This is a genomic window from Pontibacter indicus (assembly GCF_900156345.1).
Lineage (GTDB): Bacteria > Bacteroidota > Bacteroidia > Cytophagales > Hymenobacteraceae > Pontibacter > Pontibacter indicus.
On the sequence record NZ_FTPP01000001.1, the window covers coordinates 1,405,979 to 1,425,415 of the forward strand.

At 54.5% G+C, this 19,437-nt stretch carries 21 protein-coding genes and 1 pseudogene; 3 read left to right on the forward strand and 19 right to left on the reverse strand.

Going from position 1 to position 19,437, the window contains the following annotated elements; all coding sequences use genetic code 11:
• Positions 1-113: 113 nt before the first annotated feature.
• From B0B12_RS06065 to B0B12_RS06115, 13 genes are all read right to left on the reverse strand, one after another.
• Positions 114-632, reverse strand: coding sequence for a DUF488 domain-containing protein (locus B0B12_RS06065; protein ID WP_076666607.1), 519 nt, complete (start codon positions 630-632; stop codon positions 114-116).
• 61 nt (positions 633-693) lie between these two features.
• Positions 694-1,485, reverse strand: a complete 792-nt coding sequence (locus B0B12_RS06070; RefSeq protein ID WP_076666609.1) for a glucose 1-dehydrogenase — start codon at positions 1,483-1,485, stop codon at positions 694-696.
• A gap of 216 nt (positions 1,486-1,701) precedes the next feature.
• Positions 1,702-2,952, reverse strand: a complete 1,251-nt coding sequence (locus B0B12_RS06075; protein WP_244554610.1) for a M20 metallopeptidase family protein — start codon at positions 2,950-2,952, stop codon at positions 1,702-1,704.
• A gap of 164 nt (positions 2,953-3,116) precedes the next feature.
• Positions 3,117-3,260, reverse strand: a complete 144-nt coding sequence (locus B0B12_RS20235) for a hypothetical protein (RefSeq protein ID WP_170871823.1) — start codon at positions 3,258-3,260, stop codon at positions 3,117-3,119.
• Between the two features lie 101 nt (positions 3,261-3,361).
• Entirely contained in the window at positions 3,362-4,570 is a 1,209-nt protein-coding gene (pcaF, locus tag B0B12_RS06080; RefSeq protein ID WP_076666611.1) for a 3-oxoadipyl-CoA thiolase, read from the reverse strand.
• A 19-nt stretch (positions 4,571-4,589) separates the two neighbouring features.
• Positions 4,590-5,078 carry an FUSC family protein gene (locus B0B12_RS06085; protein WP_076666613.1) on the reverse strand — a complete coding sequence of 163 codons (489 nt, stop codon included), beginning with the start codon at positions 5,076-5,078 and terminating at the stop codon, positions 4,590-4,592.
• 43 nt (positions 5,079-5,121) lie between these two features.
• Positions 5,122-6,471, reverse strand: coding sequence for a 3-oxoacid CoA-transferase (locus B0B12_RS06090; protein WP_076666615.1), 1,350 nt, complete (start codon positions 6,469-6,471; stop codon positions 5,122-5,124).
• Between the two features lie 7 nt (positions 6,472-6,478).
• Entirely contained in the window at positions 6,479-7,288 is an 810-nt protein-coding gene (gene pcaD, locus B0B12_RS06095; RefSeq protein ID WP_076666617.1) for a 3-oxoadipate enol-lactonase, read from the reverse strand.
• 12 nt (positions 7,289-7,300) lie between these two features.
• The gene (gene catA / locus B0B12_RS06100; protein ID WP_076666619.1) at positions 7,301-8,224 is read right to left on the reverse strand and encodes a catechol 1,2-dioxygenase; all 924 of its coding nucleotides are present in this window, start codon (positions 8,222-8,224) and stop codon (positions 7,301-7,303) included.
• A 56-nt stretch (positions 8,225-8,280) separates the two neighbouring features.
• The gene (gene catC / locus B0B12_RS06105; protein ID WP_076666621.1) at positions 8,281-8,577 is read right to left on the reverse strand and encodes a muconolactone Delta-isomerase; all 297 of its coding nucleotides are present in this window, start codon (positions 8,575-8,577) and stop codon (positions 8,281-8,283) included.
• Positions 8,578-8,580: 3 nt separating this feature from the next.
• Positions 8,581-9,702 (reverse strand): muconate/chloromuconate family cycloisomerase, encoded by a 1,122-nt coding sequence (locus B0B12_RS06110; RefSeq protein WP_076666623.1) that lies wholly within the window; start codon positions 9,700-9,702, stop codon positions 8,581-8,583.
• Positions 9,703-10,029: 327 nt separating this feature from the next.
• Positions 10,030-10,194: a hypothetical protein gene (locus tag B0B12_RS20240; protein WP_170871824.1), complete on the reverse strand. Its 165-nt coding sequence runs from the start codon at positions 10,192-10,194 to the stop codon at positions 10,030-10,032.
• 6 nt (positions 10,195-10,200) lie between these two features.
• The gene (locus B0B12_RS06115; RefSeq protein WP_076666625.1) at positions 10,201-11,088 is read right to left on the reverse strand and encodes a helix-turn-helix domain-containing protein; all 888 of its coding nucleotides are present in this window, start codon (positions 11,086-11,088) and stop codon (positions 10,201-10,203) included.
• A gap of 118 nt (positions 11,089-11,206) precedes the next feature.
• Between B0B12_RS06115 and B0B12_RS06120 the strand changes: the two genes are divergently transcribed.
• Complete coding sequence (locus B0B12_RS06120) at positions 11,207-12,250, forward strand: LLM class flavin-dependent oxidoreductase (RefSeq protein WP_076666627.1); 1,044 nt, start codon at positions 11,207-11,209, stop codon at positions 12,248-12,250.
• A 74-nt stretch (positions 12,251-12,324) separates the two neighbouring features.
• Here B0B12_RS06120 and B0B12_RS06125 read toward each other — a convergent pair whose 3' ends face one another.
• The 5 genes from B0B12_RS06125 to B0B12_RS06145 all read right to left on the reverse strand — a co-directional run bounded on the left by B0B12_RS06125 (position 12,325) and on the right by B0B12_RS06145 (position 15,598).
• Entirely contained in the window at positions 12,325-13,287 is a 963-nt protein-coding gene (locus B0B12_RS06125; protein ID WP_076666629.1) for an adenylate/guanylate cyclase domain-containing protein, read from the reverse strand.
• Positions 13,288-13,305: 18 nt separating this feature from the next.
• Entirely contained in the window at positions 13,306-13,602 is a 297-nt protein-coding gene (locus B0B12_RS06130; RefSeq protein WP_076666631.1) for a GNAT family N-acetyltransferase, read from the reverse strand.
• A 43-nt stretch (positions 13,603-13,645) separates the two neighbouring features.
• The gene (locus tag B0B12_RS06135) at positions 13,646-14,005 is read right to left on the reverse strand and encodes a cupin domain-containing protein (RefSeq protein WP_076666633.1); all 360 of its coding nucleotides are present in this window, start codon (positions 14,003-14,005) and stop codon (positions 13,646-13,648) included.
• 38 nt (positions 14,006-14,043) lie between these two features.
• Positions 14,044-14,979, reverse strand: coding sequence for a ring-cleaving dioxygenase (locus B0B12_RS06140; RefSeq protein ID WP_076666635.1), 936 nt, complete (start codon positions 14,977-14,979; stop codon positions 14,044-14,046).
• A 79-nt stretch (positions 14,980-15,058) separates the two neighbouring features.
• Positions 15,059-15,598 (reverse strand): YceI family protein, encoded by a 540-nt coding sequence (locus tag B0B12_RS06145; protein ID WP_076666638.1) that lies wholly within the window; start codon positions 15,596-15,598, stop codon positions 15,059-15,061.
• Between the two features lie 445 nt (positions 15,599-16,043).
• Here B0B12_RS06145 and B0B12_RS20245 point away from each other — a divergent pair.
• A pseudogene (locus B0B12_RS20245) lies at positions 16,044-17,273 on the forward strand (arylsulfatase); the annotation flags it as partial.
• Positions 17,274-17,512: 239 nt separating this feature from the next.
• Here the strand turns inward: B0B12_RS20245 and B0B12_RS06160 are convergent.
• The gene (locus tag B0B12_RS06160; RefSeq protein WP_076666644.1) at positions 17,513-18,490 is read right to left on the reverse strand and encodes a ring-cleaving dioxygenase; all 978 of its coding nucleotides are present in this window, start codon (positions 18,488-18,490) and stop codon (positions 17,513-17,515) included.
• A gap of 209 nt (positions 18,491-18,699) precedes the next feature.
• Here B0B12_RS06160 and B0B12_RS06165 point away from each other — a divergent pair, with 209 nt between their 5' ends.
• Positions 18,700-19,365, forward strand: coding sequence for an NADPH-dependent FMN reductase (locus B0B12_RS06165; RefSeq protein WP_076666646.1), 666 nt, complete (start codon positions 18,700-18,702; stop codon positions 19,363-19,365).
• Positions 19,366-19,437 lie beyond the last annotated feature (72 nt).

Here is a 19,437-nt window from a genome sequence, read left to right on the forward strand (position 1 = left end):
GAAAAGCAGAAGGCTCACTCAGGATGAAAAACGAATCCATCCTCGGAGATATACCTATACCGAGTTTCGAGGATAAAACAAGATAAGGGCCGCTGAATAAAAAAAGCAGGAGGCTATACCTTGTCGGGATGCATTTCGAGGTACGCAGCGGTATACGGATGTTCTTTCGCTATACCTTCGTCCATGATGTGCAGCACGGTCCAGCCTCTTTCTTTAAGGTAGTCTGAGATGATGGCACGGTGGCACCGCCACCACACGGCTTCGGAACACATGTAAGCAACTCGCTTCTGGTGCGCAACTTCCGTCAGCTCCGCTATACCTGCTTCAAATTCGCTGGTTTCAGTATAGTCTGCATAGCCGCGAAAGGACTCGCTTCGCCAGACGGTATGGGGTGAGTCGGGCCGGGGCTTGCGGCGGCCTCCTAGTTTCTGCTCGGGCATGTAGTGGATGCCGGCTTCGGGCAGGTAGGTCTCCAATGCCGACACATTGAAGTGAGGATACTTTTTAGAACCGGGGTAGCGGCGCACGTCCACCAGCACCTCGATCTGAAACGACTTTAGCGCTGCCACAAATTCCTCCGGGCTTCTGGTTGAGTGGCCGAAAGTCCAGATGGTCTTGTTCGTTGCTGACATAGATAGAAATAGTGTGAAGCCTTTTTCAGGGCACCGGAAGAAAAGGTTTTAAGAATTCCTGTTAAACAAAGCCGTAGCTATTAGACTCCCCGCCATCAATGGCAATGGTCTGTCCGTTTACGTAAGATGCATCTTCGCTCAAAAGAAAAATAACAACTTTTGCCACTTCCTCGGGCAGTCCCAGGCGTTTGGTCGGATTGGCTTTTGCATATTCGGTTTCGGCGGCTTTGGGGTCGTCAGGGTTTACCTGCCGGAAAGCTTCGGCTACCATGGGCGTTAGGATGGCACCGGGCGCAATGGCATTGGTGATGATACCGTGGCGTCCAAATTCCAGCGCAGCATTTTTGGTCATGCCCGAAACGGCGTGCTTACTGGCCACATAAGGGGTTTGGTTCAAGACGCCTCTTATACCGCCCACAGAAGCCACGTTTACGATCCGACCGTACTGTTGCTTTTGCATGATGGGAATGATGTACCGCATGCCGTAAAACACACCCATCAGGTTAATGTCAATCACTTTCCTGAATACCGCTATGTCGTACTCCGTCATCAAGGCCTGCTTCCCCTCAATGCCGGCGTTATTGTAAAAGCCGTCGATGCGGTTAAAGGCCTTCACCGTTTCATCCACATATCTTTTCACTTCCTCTTCTTTCGAAACATCGGCCGTGACGGTGATCACTTTTGCATCAGGGTATTCCTGCAAGATGGCTTGCTTCGCCTCCCCCAGGGCTTTCTCGTTATAATCAACCAGCGACAGCTGCGCGCCCTGTTTGGCTGCTTCCTGCGCCGCAGCCAAGCCCAGGCCCATAGCAGCTCCGGTGATGACAATCACTTTGTTTTCCAGCTTTTTCATATTCAATATCATTTAAAATACACCTCCACTTTCGCTATACCTGATGCACTTCACCCCTGCCCATACCATGGCATTAATACCAACGGTATCCCAGGTTCCTGGTTATTTTACGGCATCCCAGTTCATGTCAGAACTGCTCCTATACCCTGTCACTGCGCTTTAAAGACGGTTGCTAACTAGATAACCTATACCTGCCCCTCGCCACAAAGCCGGCTCTTATTTATTTAGGTAGTCCAGGATGATTTGCACCTGGGCTTTCACCCCGTTTTGCAGGGCGCTTTCTTCCACCGTGAATCCAGGGTTATGGTTTGCTGGGCCTTTCCCGATGCCGAGCGTCATAAAACTGACGGGGGCAATTTTTCTGTAGTAGGCAAAGTCCTCGCTGGCTGTCATCATCGGGGCGTCGAAAATCTGCTCCTTCCCCAGGGCGGCAACTGCACTTTTCCTCGCGTGGGCGTTGAGGGCTTCATCATTCTGTATGGCCGGGTAGGTGTTGATGTAGTCCAACTCGTAGGTAGCGCCATACGCCTTCGTAATGCTCTCAATTATTTCCTTTATTCTCTCCTCCACCTGCTTTCTGGTTTTATCGGACGTGGTGCGGATACTGGCAGCCAGTTCTGCCCTGTCTGCGATCACGTTGAAGGCATCACCCGACTGAAATTTACCGATGGTGACCACCGTCATCTCTCCCGGCTCTACGTTTCGGGACACAACAGTTTGCAAGGCACTGACAATGGCGGCCCCTACCACGATCGGGTCTATCCCCAGATGCGGCATCGAGCCATGCGACCCCTTCCCGATGATGTTCAGGTTAAAGATGTCCTGCGCAGTGGAGGCAGCGCCCACCGGCAAAATGCCGACATGGCCGGCCGGGAAATCGGGCAGCACATGCATCCCAAAAAAGGCTTCCACGCCCTTCAGCGCACCGGAATTGATGACGTCGATCGCCCCGCCGGGCGGTGTTTCCTCTGCGTGCTGAAAAATGAAATACACGGTTCCCGGCAGCTCTTTCTGCATTCTGGACAGGGTGGCGGCAGTTCCGAGCAGCATGGCCGTGTGGGCGTCGTGGCCGCAGGAGTGCATCACGCCGTCGTTCTTCGACTTAAAGGGCAAGTCGGTCTCCTCCTGCATCGGCAGGGCATCCATGTCGGCCCGGAAAGCAACCGTTTTGCCGGGCTTGGCGCCTTTCAACACACCGATCACGCTTGTCTTGGCGGGCCTGCTAACCTCTATGTTGCCCATTGACTTGAGCACATCCTCCACATATTTGCTGGTTTGCTCCTCCTTAAAGGATATCTCCGGGTTTTGATGAATGTGCCGCCGCCACTTTATCACTTCTTCAACAGGTATATTTTTCACCCAGGCCGCATCCGCCTTGCTTTTCCGCGCTGCGTTAGCCTGTTTGGTCTGGCCCTGGACGCCACCAGCCCACCAAACTGCCAAGATTAACAGAAGAATTCGTTTCATGGAACTACAGATTTTGAGAAAGGTTAGTCCAGGCCATACCTGTTGCCTGGGGTATGGTCAGGGTTAATTGAAATGGAACTGCGCAGGGGTGGCGGTGCAGCAAGTAGTGGATGGGGAATATACAGAAGGGTATACGTCCTGAAGCACAGTCAGTTGAGTCACACCTATATGGCAGAAATGCGACGACCGGCTTCAGAAACGCTTCCACCATGTTGCTGCCGCAGGTATAGCCTCTTGTTGCTGCTATACCTGCCGTGCCCGTGGCATCCTGAAAGGTATAGCACGGCGAACCTATTTTCGTCCGGCATGTGTCGCCCTAAAGAAAAACAGCGTGCCGGCATGCCGACAGGCTGTTTCCCGATCTCCGGATCACGTATTAAACATCAATCTCAACAAAAGTGAGCAGGGATTATACCCTTTCCAGAATAGTTGCGTAGCCCTGCCCTACTCCCACGCACATGGTGGCCAGCGCATAGCGTTTCTGCATTCTTTTCAGGGCAAGGGCCGCGGTGTACACAATGCGTGTGCCTGACATACCCAGCGGGTGCCCAAGGGCGATGGCGCCACCGCTCACGTTGAGGCGTTCGTCATCGTCTGCCAGCCCCCAGGCGCGGGTGCAGGCCAGGCTTTGGGCCGCAAATGCTTCGTTCAGCTCGATGATGTCCATGTCGTCCATGCTTAAGCCTGCGCGCTGCAACGCCATTTCGGTGGCGGGTACGGGGCCGATGCCCATGATGCGGGGCTCCACACCGGCCACTGCCGAACTCACTATGCGGGCCAGCGGGGTGAGGTTATATTTCTTCACAGCCTCACCCGATACAATGTATGTGGCGGCCGCGCCGTCGTTCAGACCAGAGGCGTTGCCGGCTGTTACGGTGCCATTGGCTTTAAAAGCGGGTTTCAGTTTAGCCAATGCTTCCAGGGTAGTGTTGGGTCTTACAAATTCGTCTTTCGACACAACCACAGGTTCGCCTTTTCGCTGCGGAATCTCAACGGGCATGATCTCTTCTGCCATCGTGCCGTTTTCCTGCGCTTTGGCCGCTTTCATCTGCGAGTGGTAAGCGAACTTGTCCTGGTCCTCGCGCGAGATATTGTACATTTCGGCCAGGTTCTCGGCTGTCACGCCCATGGGGTCGGTACCGTATACCTCCTCCATTTTGGGGTTGATGAAGCGCCAGCCGAAACTGGAGTCATGCATCTCGGAGTCGTGGCCGAAGGCTTTGCTGGGTTTGGAAATCACCAGAGGGCCACGCGTCATGTGCTCCACGCCTCCGGCTATAAACACATCACCGTCTCCCGACCTGATGGCCCGCACCGCATGGATGATGGCCGACATACCGGATGCGCACAGGCGGTTGACTGTTTCGCCCGGTACCGTTACCGGCAGGCCAGCCAGCAGACCGGCCATGCGGGCCACGTTCCGGTTGTCTTCCCCGGCCTGGTTGTGACAACCCAGAATCACATCGTCCACCGCCTCTTTGGGTATGGCCGGATTGCGTGAAACCAGCTCCCGGATGACCATCGCCGCCAGGTCGTCGGCGCGGATGGGTGAAAGTATACCCCCGATCTTCCCAACCGGGGTTCTGATGCCATCTATGATATAGGCTTCTTTGCTCATGATTTTAAAATTTTACTGCTTAGTTCCTCTTCAGCTTATCAGACAAAAACGAGGTTGCACTGGACACGCCATATCCGATCACACAACCCAACGCGACACATATAAAACGCTCCACCCCTGCCCAGTTGGACATGGTTTCCTGCTCGTGTATCACCACGATCACGAGTGCGACCACGGCCGTCCGGGCCACCCCCATCAGGTTAAAAAAGTGGCAGATCAGGATGGAGACGGCAATGCCTAGCACCATCATCACCACCTGGGGCACAGGCAGCATCACACATAGCAAGCCGACGCTCGACCCGATCAGGTTAGATTTGACGCGCTCAACGGTGAGTCGGGAGGAGTCCCTTATTTCCGGCGAAAGCACAAGCAGAATGGAGAGCATCGTCCAGTAGAGTTCATACTTTGGGAAAGCCAGGTATAGCGAAAAGCCGATCAGGAAGCCAATGGTACACCGGATGATGTACAGGACCACGTCCACGTCAAAGCTATACCTGCTGTCTGCCATATGTGCTGTTCTCCTCTACATGATCGGGTGGCGCGTGGCCAGCCTATGCCTCGAGCGCCTCTTTGAATTTTGCGCTGGTTTTGGCCCGCACCTCTTCCAGGCTAGCCCCCGGCATCAGTTCGGTCAGCGTCAATTGCCCCTCGATAAACCGGAAAACCGCCAGGTCCGTGATGATCATGTCCACCGCTTTTAAGGCAGTGAGAGGCAAGGCACAGGTCGGAACCACTTTCGGAGAACCGTCTTTGTTGGTATGGGTCATTGTGATGATGAGCGTTTTGGCACCCGAGGCCAGGTCCATGGCGCCGCCCACACCCAGCAGAGGCTGCCCCGGCACGGCCCAGTTGGCCAGGTTGGCCTGCTCGTCCACTTCCAATCCGCCCATCACGGCAATGTCAACGTGCCGGCCACGAATCATGGCAAAGGAGTCGGCGCTGTCGAAATAACTGGAACCCGGCAACGCAGTCACCGGGATCTTGCCGGCGTTGACCGGGTAGTCCATGGCGCCGCCGCCGTCCTTTGGAGAGGGCCCCACGCCCAGCATGCCGTTTTCGGTGTGCATCACGATGCCGTCTTCCGGTGTGATGAGGTCGGCCACCAGCGTCGGAATGCCAATGCCCAGGTTCACCACATCACCCCGCTTCAGCTCCTTCAAAGCGCGCTTGGCCATGTTCATGCGCCTTTCGCTCACCTTGCGCGAGGACTCCACCGAGGCAGAAGAACCCAGGTCCTCCAGCGTGAGCGTGGCCTGCACGAGGTAATCGACATAAGAGCCCGGCGTGTGCACATGCTCCGGCGCGATTTCTCCAACCGGCACAATTTCCTCTACTTCGGCTATCACCAGATCGGCGGCGGTGGCCATGGCGCGGTTAAAGTTCTGCTCCGTCATGCGGTAGCTCAGGTTGCCGGCGGTGTCGGCCCGCCAGGCGCGGATGAAGGCCACATTGCCGCGGATGCCTTCCACAAAAACCTGCTCCCTGCCCTGGATCAATTTCGTTTCACGTCCTTTAGCCAGCTCGGTGCCTGCTGCGGTGGGCGTATAGAAGCCGCCTATACCTGCGCCGCCTGCCCGGATGGCTTCGGCCAGCGTACCCTGGGGCAACAGCTCGTATTCCACCTCGCCGTCCTGTGCGGCTTTCACCGCCTCGGGGTTACTGGTAAAGAAGGAACCGATCATTTTTCTGATTTGCCCATTGCGCAGCAATCTGCCGCCGCCTATACCTACCTCGCCTACATTGTTGCCGATAAAGGTCAGGTTTTTCGTGCCGGTCTCGGCAAGAGCGTGCATCAAATGCACCGGATTGCCAGTCATCCCGAAGCCGCCCTGTAGCAAAATATCACCGTCCTTTACCAAAGCAACGGCTTCTTCAAGGCTTATCTGTGGTACCGATTTCATGTTTATATCACTGGTATATTTTTAAATAAAAGTCGCCCTCGTTTTTGGCGGCGTACAGCACATCCCTGGCAAACTCGGCAGGTAGCTCCACACTCGACAAATGGTTGGCATTCAGCTGCACGTGCCGGGAGCGGGGGATGCTGCTGGCCAGAAATTCGCCGTCTGCGGGAGTGGTCACTTCGTCCTGTGTGCCGCTGATCACCAGGGTCGGAACACGCAGCTTTTGCAGTTCTTTCCTGAAATCGGCCTCGCGCACTGCCGCGCAGTTGGCTATGTAGCCCTGCAGTGAGGTTTTGGTGAACTTTTGCAGCACATCATTCACCACTTCCGGATGTTTTTCGCGGAAGACTGGGGTAAACCAGCGCTGCGCCGTGCCGTCTAATATGCTCTCCAGTCCGTGCTCCTTCACCTGGGCAATGCGGGCGTTCCAACCCTCGGCGGTACCGATTTTGGCAGCCGTATTGGCAACGATGATCTTCTTGAACCGCTCCGGATGGTGGATGCCGAGCCACTGCCCGATCAGCCCGCCCATCGAGAGCCCGCAGAAGTATACCTTGTCCAGCTGCAGATGATCCAACAGCGCGACCACATCCTGCCCCAGCTCCGCGATGCTCACTGTATCGGAACCGATGGTGCTCTGGCCATGGCCGCGGGTGTCGTAGCGCAGGATGTTCAGGTGGTCCCTGAGCTTGTGCGCAACTGCATCCCACATACTCAGGTCCGTACCCAGCGAGTTGGAGAACACAATGGTGTCATCGTGCCCCAGTGCCTCGTAGGTATAGAAACAGTCGTTGTCTGCGATTTTCAGAATCGGCATAATGCAGAGGTTTTAGGGTTGTGCAGGACCGTGGGTGCGCTCGATCTCGCTGGAGAACACGCCCTCCCGCTCTTCGTGGATATGGAAATCGAAATCAATGGAGGCAAAAGGCTCGTCGATGTTGAACTTCTCTTTGGCTTCCTGGGCATTGTAGCGCGTAATGTGCGGCACCAGTTCCGGACGGGAAGCGAAGGCAAAGTCATCCCAAATCAGCGGGTCACCCTCTATGTTGATCTGTGTGGTTAGTTTGCGGAAGCCAGGCGCTGAGACGAAAAAGTGGATGTGTGCCGGACGACTGCCATGGCGGCCGATGGCTTTCAGCATTTGGTCTGTCGCGCCGCGCGGAGGACAGCTGTAGCCGACCGGCAATATGCTTTTGAACCGATAGCGCCCGTTTTCGTCAGTAATGATGGCCCGGCGAAGGTTGAAGGGAGGCTGCGAGGTGTCGAACATCGAGTACATGCCGCGCAGGTTGCAGTGCCATACCTCCACTTTTGCGTTTGGCACGGGCTTGCCGTCTTCATCCAGCACCTGCCCCTGCATGTAGAGGCGCTCGCCTCCTACCTCGGGCTCGGTCTCCAACTCGGCATAACCCACCGATTCCGGCGAGCCGGGCACGTAGAGCGGACCTTCGATCGTTCTTGGCGTACCGCCCGTTATACCTGCTTTGGCCTCAGCCTCATCCATGCGCAGGTCCATGAAATGCTCCAGCCCGATACCGGCCACCACTAGGCCCCACTCGTTGTTCTTGCCAGTGGTGGTCAGCCAGTCCACCGCTTTCCAGATCTCCTCCGGCTGAATGTCCAGGTCTTCGATGGCGTAGAACAGGTCGGTGGTCAAGCGGTTGACGATCTCTTTGATCCGCTCGGAGCCTTTACCAGTGGCTTCTGTTGATGCTATTCTTTCAACTACTTTGTCAATTTCATGTCTTTCCATAATCGGGTTGTATTAAGGTTTAGGTTAATTTGCTTTAAGGTTCTGGGGGATTTTTTTTAGTGGGCTTCTTCCTCGTTTTTAACAGAGGAGTAGTGCTGGCACAGGGCCGTGACTTCTACCTGCATGAACGGGTAGAGTGGGAGCGACATCAGAATGTCGTGCAGCTCGCCGGCACTGTCCACGTTAAAGATGCTGATGTTGGCATACTGGCCAACGATGCGCCAGATGTGCGTCCACTTGCCCTGCTGTTGCAGTTCCTGCGAGAGCGCCTTTTCCTTTGCCTTTAGATTCTCGACATAGGCTTTGTCTAAATCCAGCGGGATATCCACTGTCATGTGCACGTGAAATAGCATGGCTTATTTTCTTTTGAATTTGTTTACCTGATTCATATCCAGCTCTATACCCAGACCCGGTCCCTGCGGAAGCTGCAGGACGCCGTTCTGGTAGGTCAGCCTGGTCTTGACGATATCCTCTGTTAGCAGCAGCGGGCCAAAGAGCTCGGTGCCCCATTCGAGGTGTGGCAGTGTGCTGAAAACCTGCGCCGATGCCACGGTGCCCACCGTGCCCTCCAGCATGGTGCCGCCGTACAGGCTGATGCCTGCGGCCTGGGCAATGGCCGCCTGCCTTTGAATGTTGGTCAAGCCGCCCGCTTTGGCGATCTTCAGGGCAAACACGCTGCCCCCTCCTATCTTGGCGAGCTTAAAGGCATCCGACACGGTTCCGGCCGCTTCATCGGCCATGATCGGCACGGTGAAGTACCGCGTGAGCCGGGCCAGTCCGTCGAAATTCGTTTTGATGATGGGTTGTTCGATCAGGTCGATGCCTGCTTCCTGCAGCAGGGCTATACCTTGTTTGGCGATGCTTTCTGACCAGGCCTGGTTCACATCCACGGTCACCTTCACCTCCGGACCAACTGCCTCTTTGATGGCGCTCACGTGGCGCACGTCGGTTTTCCAGTCGTTGCGACCTATCTTTAGTTTGAAGGTGTAGTGTCGGCCCTCTTTCAAGAGCGCATGGGCTTCGGCTATATCCTGCTCGGTATCACCACTGGCTAGCGTCCAAAGCACAGGCAAGGTATCGGTCACGGCCCCGCCGAGCAGCGTGGCAACCGACACGCCCAGCCGTTTGCCCTGCGCGTCCAGTAAGGCGGTTTCGATGGCCGACTTCACGAAGTTGTTTCCTTTGATGTGACTATCCAGCAAAGCCATGATGGCATTGACGCTCAGCGCAGATTTTCCCTGTAGCAAGGGAGCCATGTAAGTGTCCAGGGTGAGCTTCATACCTTCCGGCGACTCGTCTCCATAGCTGAGACCACCAATGGTGGTTGCCTCGCCAATCCCTTCGATGCCGTCACTGCAAAACAGGCGCACGATCACCATGGTCTGGTTGCGCATTACGGCCATCGACAAGTGGTGTGGGCGGATGGTGGGCAGGTCGACAATGAAGGACTCAATTCGCTCTATCTGTATGTCTTTCATATGGTTAGATGTACGAGTATAAATAAAAATGAGCGCGCACTTACCCAGGAAAGTAATCACTCACTAAGTATTACAAATCTACTCGCACAGCGCCCCCATAGATAGGACTTTTTCGTTTTTAACAAGACGAATCGAACATACTGCGCCTCTCGATGCACTTTATGTAAAAGGCAACAGGTAGATGTTATTTGATAGGACAAGAAAGGCGGCTCTAATCGTCTTAGCCTGTAGGACAAGAGACAAGGGCTAATTGACTCGCGGCTCACACTCCACCAGACAGGCTTCGGCATCAACTACCGCGTTGTGGGTGGAAAGACCGAGTTCGGGCTATACCTCAAAGGCTTTCACCGGTCCGTTCAGGCATAATTTGTCGGATTGCATCACCTCCCGGTTCACTTCTTCGCTGACCCCGGTCAGGTATAGCCTGCCATTCACGCTGCCCAGCATGGAGGCATAGTAGGCCTGTACCGACACTAAGATGGCGACCGGCAAAGCAGCTCAGGTACGCTTTACGCCAATCTTTTTGCGGAATCCAAGCGGTGTCAGACCGGTCTTTTTCTTGAATAGCCGGGCAAAGTAGGCGGGGTCGTCGAAGCCGAGGGAGTAGGAAATATCAGCAATGTTGCTGTCCACATCCGAAAGCGCCAACTGGGCTTTGGTGATGAAATAGTCGATCAGGATGTCTTTGGGGGATTGGTTGGCGATGCTTCTGCAGACGCGGCTCAGGTGACCAGTGGAGATAAAGAGGTCGCGGGCGTACTCTTCTACCGTTTTCTTGTAGGTGCCCTCTGCCCGGATCAGCTGCTGGAAGCGCCGGAAGTATACCTTGCTTACATTAGAAGAAGAAAAGAAGGTCTGCCTACCGCCCAGCGAGATGCGGTAGAGTTGCACCAGCATCTGCCCGACCAGGTATTGCAGCATCAGGAGGCGGCCCGGGAATTGGCTGTTGTACTCGTCCACACACTTTTGCATAGTTTCAAAAACTTCCATGGTGGCGGGCTCCTCCTCCGTGACCGACACCACATGAATTTCCTCCATCCCGAAAATCACATCGGCCTCCCGCTGCAGCATATGCTCCAGCACCGTGTCGGCCAGGTTGATGATCCAGCCCGAAACATCGGTGAGATGCAGAAAACCGTGGGCGATGTTTTTGGGAACGAGGATGAAGGCGGGCGCCTGAATGGTGCGTTTTTCCGATCCGGAATGAAACTCGGTGTGGCCCTGCTGTACGAGAAAGATCTGCAGAAAATTATGGTGTGCGTGCAGCTTTACCTGTCCCTGGTGCTGCTTACCGATCTCCCCGAAGGGATGCACGTGGATGAGCCCTTTCGCAAATTCGATGGTGTTGGAGCCGTAAAGCCCTTTGTAAAATCGTTTCTCCTCCATGTTTTAAATTGTCGCATTGCACGGCAGGCAGCAAGGCAAACAGGAATTTAGGTAAGGCCGCTCCATTTGGCTATATTACGTAATTTAAAGTTTGTATGAAACTCTTGAAAGCTACCCTATGGAAATCGGAATAACCACCTTCGTCGAGAATACCCCGGATCCTTATACCGGAAAACTGCTGCCGCCTGCCGAAAGAATGCGCAACCTGATGGAAGAAATAGAGCTGGCAGACCAGGTGGGCCTGGATGTTTTTGCCGTTGGGGAGCACCACCGCTCCGACTACATCGTTTCCTCACCGGCTGTCATACTAGCAGCGGCGGCTGTTAAGACCAAAAACATCAAGTTATCCAGCGGCGTCACCGTCCTCAGCTCCGACGACCCGGTTCGCGTCTTCCAGGACTTCGCGCATGTGGACCTGTTATCCGAAGGCCGGGCCGAGATCATGGCAGGCCGCGGTTCCTTCATCGAGTCTTTTCCGCTTTTCGGTAACGACCTGAAAGACTACGATACCTTGTTCTCCGAGAAACTGGAATTGCTGATAGCACTCAACAAAAGCGAGAAGATAACGTGGGAGGGCAAACACCGCCCAGCCATTGATAACCGTGGCGTATACCCCAGGCCCTACCAGCAGGAACTGCCGATCTGGGTGGCGGTCGGCGGCACACCGCAGTCTGTGGTGCGGGCGGCTACGCATGGCTTGCCCATGGCGCTGGCCATCATTGGCGGCGAGCCGGAGCGTTTTGTGCCGTTCACCAACCTCTACAAAGAGACCTACAAAAAAGCCGGCCATGACCCCGCCAAGCTTCAGTTGGCCATTAATTCGCATGGGTTTGTCGGGGACGATGCGCAGCAGACGGCCGATACATATTACGGTCCTTATGCCTACGTCATGAGCAAGCTGGGGCGGGAACGGGGCTGGTCGCCTATGAACAGGGAGCATTACGAAGCCATGCGCGGGCCGAAGGGTTCTTTGCTGGTGGGCAGTCCGCAGCAGGTGATCGACAAGATCCTGTACGAGTACGAGCTGTTCGGCAATACCCGCTTCCTGTTGCACATCAGCGTAGGTACCTTGCCACACGACAAACTGATGCGCTGCATCGAGCTCCTCGGGACCGTGGTGGCCCCGGCCGTGAAAAAAGCGGTAGCCAAGGCAAGTTCCTAGAATCGCTATACCTTGAGGCGCTATACCTTTTGCTAAGGCCTTGTTAACGGTTTTGAGTAACTATTAACGAGGCCTTACTCCTGTATCGTTCTGGCGAGGACAGCAGCGTCCTTCGACTCGTAGGGCTTCCCGATCAGTTTCACTTCGTAGGGCGTGCTCACGCCTTTCAGATTCAGGTAGTCGCAGCCCACGGCGTAAGGTGGTTTCCGGAGAAGGCGGTAGGCGACGGCCGAGATCACGAAGCTGTTGTTCAGCTCTTTGGTGGCCGCCTGCAGCCGGGCGGCGATGTTTACCGGAAAGCCCATCACCGTGAGGTTCTGGCTCAGTCCTATCCCTACGTTTCCGACGATCACCCTGCCCACGTGCACACCTATACCTACCTCAAAGGTATGGTTGAAATAAGGCCGCATGTAGGTGTTGTTAAAGATCCGCAGATCGGACAGGATCTTGAGCCCGGCCAGCACAGCCGATTCGGTGGCTTCCCTGATCTTGCTGTTCAGCCCGAAGACAACATAAAGCCCATCACCGGCCGTGTCGATAATTTCACCGTCGTACTGGGCGATGGCATTTTTGTACAGTGCAAAGATACGGCGCATGACGTGGATGACATCGAAGGGCAGGCTCTTCTCGACGAAAGGTGTGAAGTCGCGGATGTCGATGAAAAAAAGCGCCAGCTTACGGCTCTCCCCGATCACCGAGGTCATGTTCTCTTCGGTTTCATCCACAAAAATATGACGGTCCACCGCATCCCGGATCAGCCGTTGCACGGCCACCCCGTCTCCTTTTACCTGCGACTGGCAGGCGAGCCGCACATTGTCCGGAAACTTCTTCACTCTCTTGATGATCTGCTCTGGAGCGGTGGGCGGCGTCAGCTTGTCCTGCCCTTCCAGCACCAGCACACGGCACGTGGTGCATTGCCCTTTCCCACCACAGGCATGGTAGTGCGGAATACCGGCATCCAGCGAAGCCTGCAGAATCGTCTGCCCATCCCGCACCGGCACTACTTTCTCGCCTTTGAAGTTCAGATTGTGAGTCATGAGCGCTTTGGATTATACTTACTCGTTTTTGGCCGATTCTTTGCGCACCAGGTGCTGGTACTCCGGATGCTTTTTAAGAAAGGCTCGCATATAGGGGCACAGCGGCACCAGTTCCAGCTTGTTGGCGGCAATGTGCTCCAGTGCATACCTGGTCATGGCCCCGGCTATACCCTGGCCTTCCATTTCTTTCGGCACCTCGGTATGCAGCACGGTCATCACGCCGGGCTTCAGCTTATACTCGATCACCGCGGTATGGCCTTCTACAGTGGTCTCGAACCTGTTCTGGGCCGGATTATCTTTTACCTCTATCTCCATGTCATTGCTTCTTAGAGTTATTCTTCGGATGCCTAGCTATACCTTAGGCGAGGGTAATAAAAATAGAGCTGCGGACGGCCTCCTGCAGGTTTCGGGTTTTGTGGCCTTTGCCGGTCGTGTCCTCCAGCAGCAGGACCTCCCCCTGCCGGAAGGTGCGTTTCTCACCCAGCGAGGTCTCTATTTCGATGCCGACGTCCAGCACGACAATGTACTGCCGGGCCGGTGCTGTGTGAAAGTCGTAATCGTAGGTAGGGACCACTTTCCGGAAAATGACGCTCTCCGCTTTTTCCGCCTCTGACAGGAATCCGATCTCCCCTTCCGGTTTCAAGGTTCTGGAAATATCCTCAAACCTGCTGTCGCCGTTTTCGTCCGCGTATACCCGTGTGATTCTAAAAGCCTCCATACCTTCCTTTCGTTAATCTCTAATCTCTTTATTTCACTTTAGTCAAGTTTGGGCAACGCGGCTTCGATCTCCGCTCTGCGTGCCTCGTAGCGTGGGGGTAGCAGCAAACCGGTTCCCAGTTCCTCCCAAGGTTCGTCGATGCCAAAGCCCGGGTTGTCGGTGGCGATCTCGAACAAGATGCCATTCGGCTCGCGGAAGTAGAGCGAGTAGAAGTAATTGCGGTCTATCTTCTGGGTGATGTTGTAGCCCAGGTCTGCTATCTTTTTCTGAAAATGCATCAACACTTCCTCGTTTTTCACCCGGAAGGCGATGTGGTGGTTGGTGCCTGCCCCGCCAATGCCACGCGGCTCTTGCGGCAGTTCCACCAGGTCGATGATGTTGGCCGTGTCGACTGCGTCTGTCACGTAGCGGTAGCGGTTCACGCTCTGTTCCTGCAAGGTATAGCCGAAGATATCGGTTAATACTTGCGCTGTTTTTTCTTTATCCTGTACCGTCAGGGTCACACCGTGAAAGCCCTTCGTCGCGACAGCAGCTTTCACCTCGTCGGTTTCCCAGGGCGTGCGATTGTCCTGCTTTTTGGGGATCACCAGTTCCAGTTTCAGCCCGTCCGGGTCCAGGAACGTCAGGTACTGCTCGCCAAACTTTTCGGAGGGCTTGTTGTAGGTGACGTGGTGCTTCTGGAAGCGGTCGATCCAGAAATCGAAGCTGCCCCCGGGTACGGCATAGGCAATGTTGGTGGCCATACCGGTACCGGCGCTCCCCCTGCGGGCTCCCTCGTGCGGGAAAAAAGTGAGGATGGTGCCGGCGCTGCCCTTCTCGTCGCCAAAATAAAAGTGGTAAGTACCCGGATCGTCGAAATTGACCGTCTTTTTGAGCAGGCGGAGGCCCAGCACGTTGGTATAAAAATCCAGATTTTGCCTGGCCATACCTGCGATGGCGGTGATGTGGTGCAGGCCTGCTATTCTGTTTTCCATGATATCATTATTTAGGCGCCATCTACCTGATAATCAGGTATACGACTGTTTTATATATTGAATTATTTTTCATTTCAGTTTACACCGTCTGCTTCACCAGCTGCACTTCCGCATGGAGCCGAATCTCGTCGCCCACCACCACGCTGCCCGCTTCAGTCACGGCGTTCCAGGTAAGGCCGAATTCCTTGCGGCTGATCTTGCCGGATACCGTAAAGCCGGCCTTTGTCTGGCCGTACGGGTCTACCACTGTACCGCCAAACTCCACGTCCACGGTCACCGGTTTGGACACATCGCGTATGCTCAGTTCGCCGTGTAGCTTGTAGCGACTGCCGTTAACATGCTGGTAGCGATCAGCCACAAACCGGATCTCGTTGTGCTTCTCCACGTCGAAAAAATCCGGTGACTTAAGGTGCGTGTCGCGTTGCACATTATTGGTGCTGATCGAATTGACATCGGCCGTAAAAACGACCTCCTCCACCTCACTGAAATCCTCATCCGGCGTGAACGCAACGATGTTGAAGTTTCGGAAGTAACCACTTACGCTCGTGATCATCAGGTGCTTTACTCTGAACTGCACTTCGCTGTGTATTGGGTCTACCACCCATTTTGTAGGTGCCATGCTGTTTCCTCTACGTGCCTTTAAAACTGATTCTATCGATTTCAATTACAAATGTATGTACATTTATTGTATATACATTATTATCTAATAAAAGTTTCCTCCTTATGTAAACAGTGTTCTAGGGGCGAGTTATCAATTAGCCATACCTGCAACTGCCACCATTCAGTATGTGTGACCATTTCTCTGCCAAGTGTCACCATCCCAACCAGACCTGTCTCAGACATTACTTTTTGCGCCTTCCTCACCAAGCCGCTGGTTTCGCGTAATGTTTTATTAATCAGCAAGAATACAGCTTATTCAACGTAACATATCAGAAGGATCTGGCTATTATACCTATACCTTGAAAGCTTGCATTTGGTGGCGAAAGCCTGCTAAGGGAGCCCATCAATGCGAGGTGAACGGAAGCAGATACACCAGGCTATGAACAAAAAACAAACGACATCACATGAATCATGAACGGCAACCGAATTTCCTGCTCATTGTAGTGGATGACATGGGCTACTCCGACTGCCAGCCTTTTGGCGGCGAGATCAACACGCCCAACCTGCAGCAGCTGGCGGATAATGGGGTGCGTTTCCGCCATTTCCATACCTCAGCACTATGCGCACCCACCCGGGCTATGCTGCTGTCGGGCTGCGACAACCACCATGCGGGCCTGGGCAACATGCCGACAGCACACGCCACCAACCAGTACATGCAGCCCGGCTATGAAGGCTACCTCAACAAAGATGTGCTGACCATTCCTGAGATTCTGAAAGACGCTGGCTACCATACCTACATGTCCGGCAAATGGCACCTGGGTGAGCTAGACGGCTTCAGACCTCATGACAGGGGCTTTGAGCGCACTTTTTCCTTTCTGGGCGGCGGTGTCAGCCATTTCTACGACCAACGGGCCCTGAGCGAATTTGAGCAACCAAACACAGAGTATTCGGAAAACGGTGAGACGGTGGAGCACCTGCCGGAAGATTTCTACACCTCAGACTTCTATACCGACAAAATGATCCAGTACATAGCAGAGCAGCAGGACGACAAGCCCTTCTTCGCTTACCTGGCCTTCACGGCGCCCCACGACCCTCTGCAAGTGCCTGACGCGTGGCTGGATAAGTACAAGGGGGCTTACGATAGCGGGTACGATGCCATCCGGGAACAGCGTCTGCAGCGGATGAAGGAGCTCGGCCTGGTCCCCCAGAACCTGACCCCGAACGAAGGCAGCGGCGAGTTTGAACAGTGGGGCGAGTTAACAGAAGTTGAACGAAGAGAAGCCGCCCGGAAAATGGAGATCTACGCCGCCATGATCGAGAACCTGGACTGAAACCTCGGCCGCCTGTTCGACAAGCTGAAGGAACTGGACAAGTTCGACGACACCATCATCTTCTTTCTCTCCGACAACGGGGCCAACCCGAAAGAGCCCCATTTCTATGCGCCTAACACAAAGGAATCGATTGCAGCGGAATACGACAACAGTCTGGAGAATATGGGCAGAATCAACTCGTTCATCTCCATTGGCGGGGCCTGGGCGGAAGTGGCCAACACGCCGCTTTCCTACTTCAAGCTCACCACCTACGAGGGCGGCACGCAAACGCCCTTTATCGTTTCGGGCAGGCGCATGCACAAACGCGGCATCGTGACAGATGAACTACTCCACGTCACCGACATCCTGCCTACCATGCTGGACTACGCCAATGTCTCGTACCCGAAGGAGAAAGGCCTGAAGCCACTCTACGGCACTTCGCTGAAACCCTTCCTGCAACAGGAAACCAGGCAGCCAGTGCGCAACGACTTTGACGTGCTGGGATTCGAGATAACCGAGTGCAAAGCCGTGCTCAAAGGCGACTGGAAACTCATCTTCATGCCCCCACCCTACGGCAAGGGCGACGAATGGCACCGTTTATTTTGCTCTCTGTTAAAAGAGGACTACTCTTTCGAGAATTCCCTCATGCTTCTGACTGTATCGATGGGCCGCACCATTTTCTCGATGGCTTCGCGCTTCGGTTCCAGGAATGGTGGCAAAGACAATTTTTCACCTAACTTTTCATAGGGTTCGTCTCCCATAAATCCAGGTCCATCAGTGGCTAGTTCGAACAAAATACCGGGCGCAACCCGCGTGTACACCGACTCGAAGAAATGGCGGTTGACGTAACCGGATGAAGGTAGTCCTATCCTGCCCATGCGGGCAATCCATTCCTCCAGCACGGCGCGGTCCTCTACCCGGAATGCAACGTGGTGCACGGTTCCAAACCCTTGCTGGGCCATCGCCACATTTCCGTTCTGCTCAACAATAACAGAAGCACCATTTCCGCCCTCTCCCACTTGGAACAAATGGAAGGCCCCCTCCTCCGCGGTTTCTTTAAACAGAAAGACCTTTTCCAGTATTTCCTTCAGGTAGTCAAACTCCCCGATCCGGATAAATACCGGACCCAAACCCGTAATGGCATGCTCCAGCGGAACAGGTCCCTTTTGCCAGGGTGTGCCCGACGCTATACCTGTGTTATTTTCGTCTGAAATAAGCTGGTACTGCTGGTCGTCAAAATCAACAAAGGAGAGCGTCTTGCGGCCAAACTGCTCTTTCACGCCAGCATGCTTCACGTTCAGACGGTCGAAGCGCTTTTCCCAGTAAGCCAGGGCGGCATCGTTTGGAACCCGGAAAGAGGTTTTGGCGATCTCGTTCTTGCCATGCACCCCCTTCTGAATGCCGGGAAAATCAAAGAAGGTCATGTCGGTGCCGGCGCTGCCTTTGTCATCGGCGAAGAACAAGTGGTAGGTCTGGATATCGTCCTGGTTCACCGTTTTTTTGACCAGGCGCATGCCCAGGGTATAGGTGAAGAACTCGTATATCTTTTCGGCACTGCTGGTGATGGCCGTGACATGGTGTACTCCTTTTAGCTCGTTCATGCTGCTTGCTTTTTTGGTCTTGGGGCAGGTATAGGTTTTACAGGTATTTTATACGTTGCCTTTTCCGCAAACAGGTATAGTAGTAGAGAAACTTACAGCGCTGCCTTGCGCTATACCTGACTCTTCGGATCTGTTGGTACAGACAATCGCCCCGACCTGCTTAAAACTTTTTAGTGGGCTCCCGTTTAACAAAATAAAAAAAGATAGCCATGGCAGAAGAACAAAATAAAAGCCGGGAGCACACCAGTTTTCTGGTTTTCTCGGCCTCACTCCGAAAAGACTCTTTGAATACTATACTGGCAAAACTGGCCGTGAAGGTAATTGAGCAACATGGTGGCACCGTGGACTTTGCTGACATGGCCGAGTTCGACTGCCCCACCTTTAACCAGGACCTGGAAGTAGACGGTTTCCATCCGGATGGGGCCAGGGAGTTTCAGAAACGCATTCTGGCAAACGATGCCATGATCATTTCATCGCCGGAGTACAACGGCTCCATGCCCGGCAACCTGAAGAACATCATCGACTGGACCTCCCGTTTCCGGCCGCAGCCCTTCCACCAGTACCATGCCTTGCTCTTGTCCGCTTCTTCCTCCATGGCGGGTGGCAACCGCGGGCTTTGGGCGCTGCGTGTTCCGTTCGAGCACCTGGGCACGCGGGTATACCCCGATATGTTCTCGCTGGCAATCGCGCCCCAGGCTTTTGAGGAGGATGGCAGCTTGAAGGACAAGACGCTGGCCAAACGATTTGAAGGCAATCTGGTCGCCTTTATGAACCTGGTGGAAGCCTCCAAGCACTATCCGTGCATCCGCAAGGCCTGGGTAGAGTTTTTGGGAGAGAAACCAGCCAAAGAAACAGAACGTGTAGAAGAGAGCTGATTCCGAACGCTGGCACAGAGCAGCTGCGCCATAGGTATAGCACCCGACATAAAAGCCCTGAATGCAAAAGCC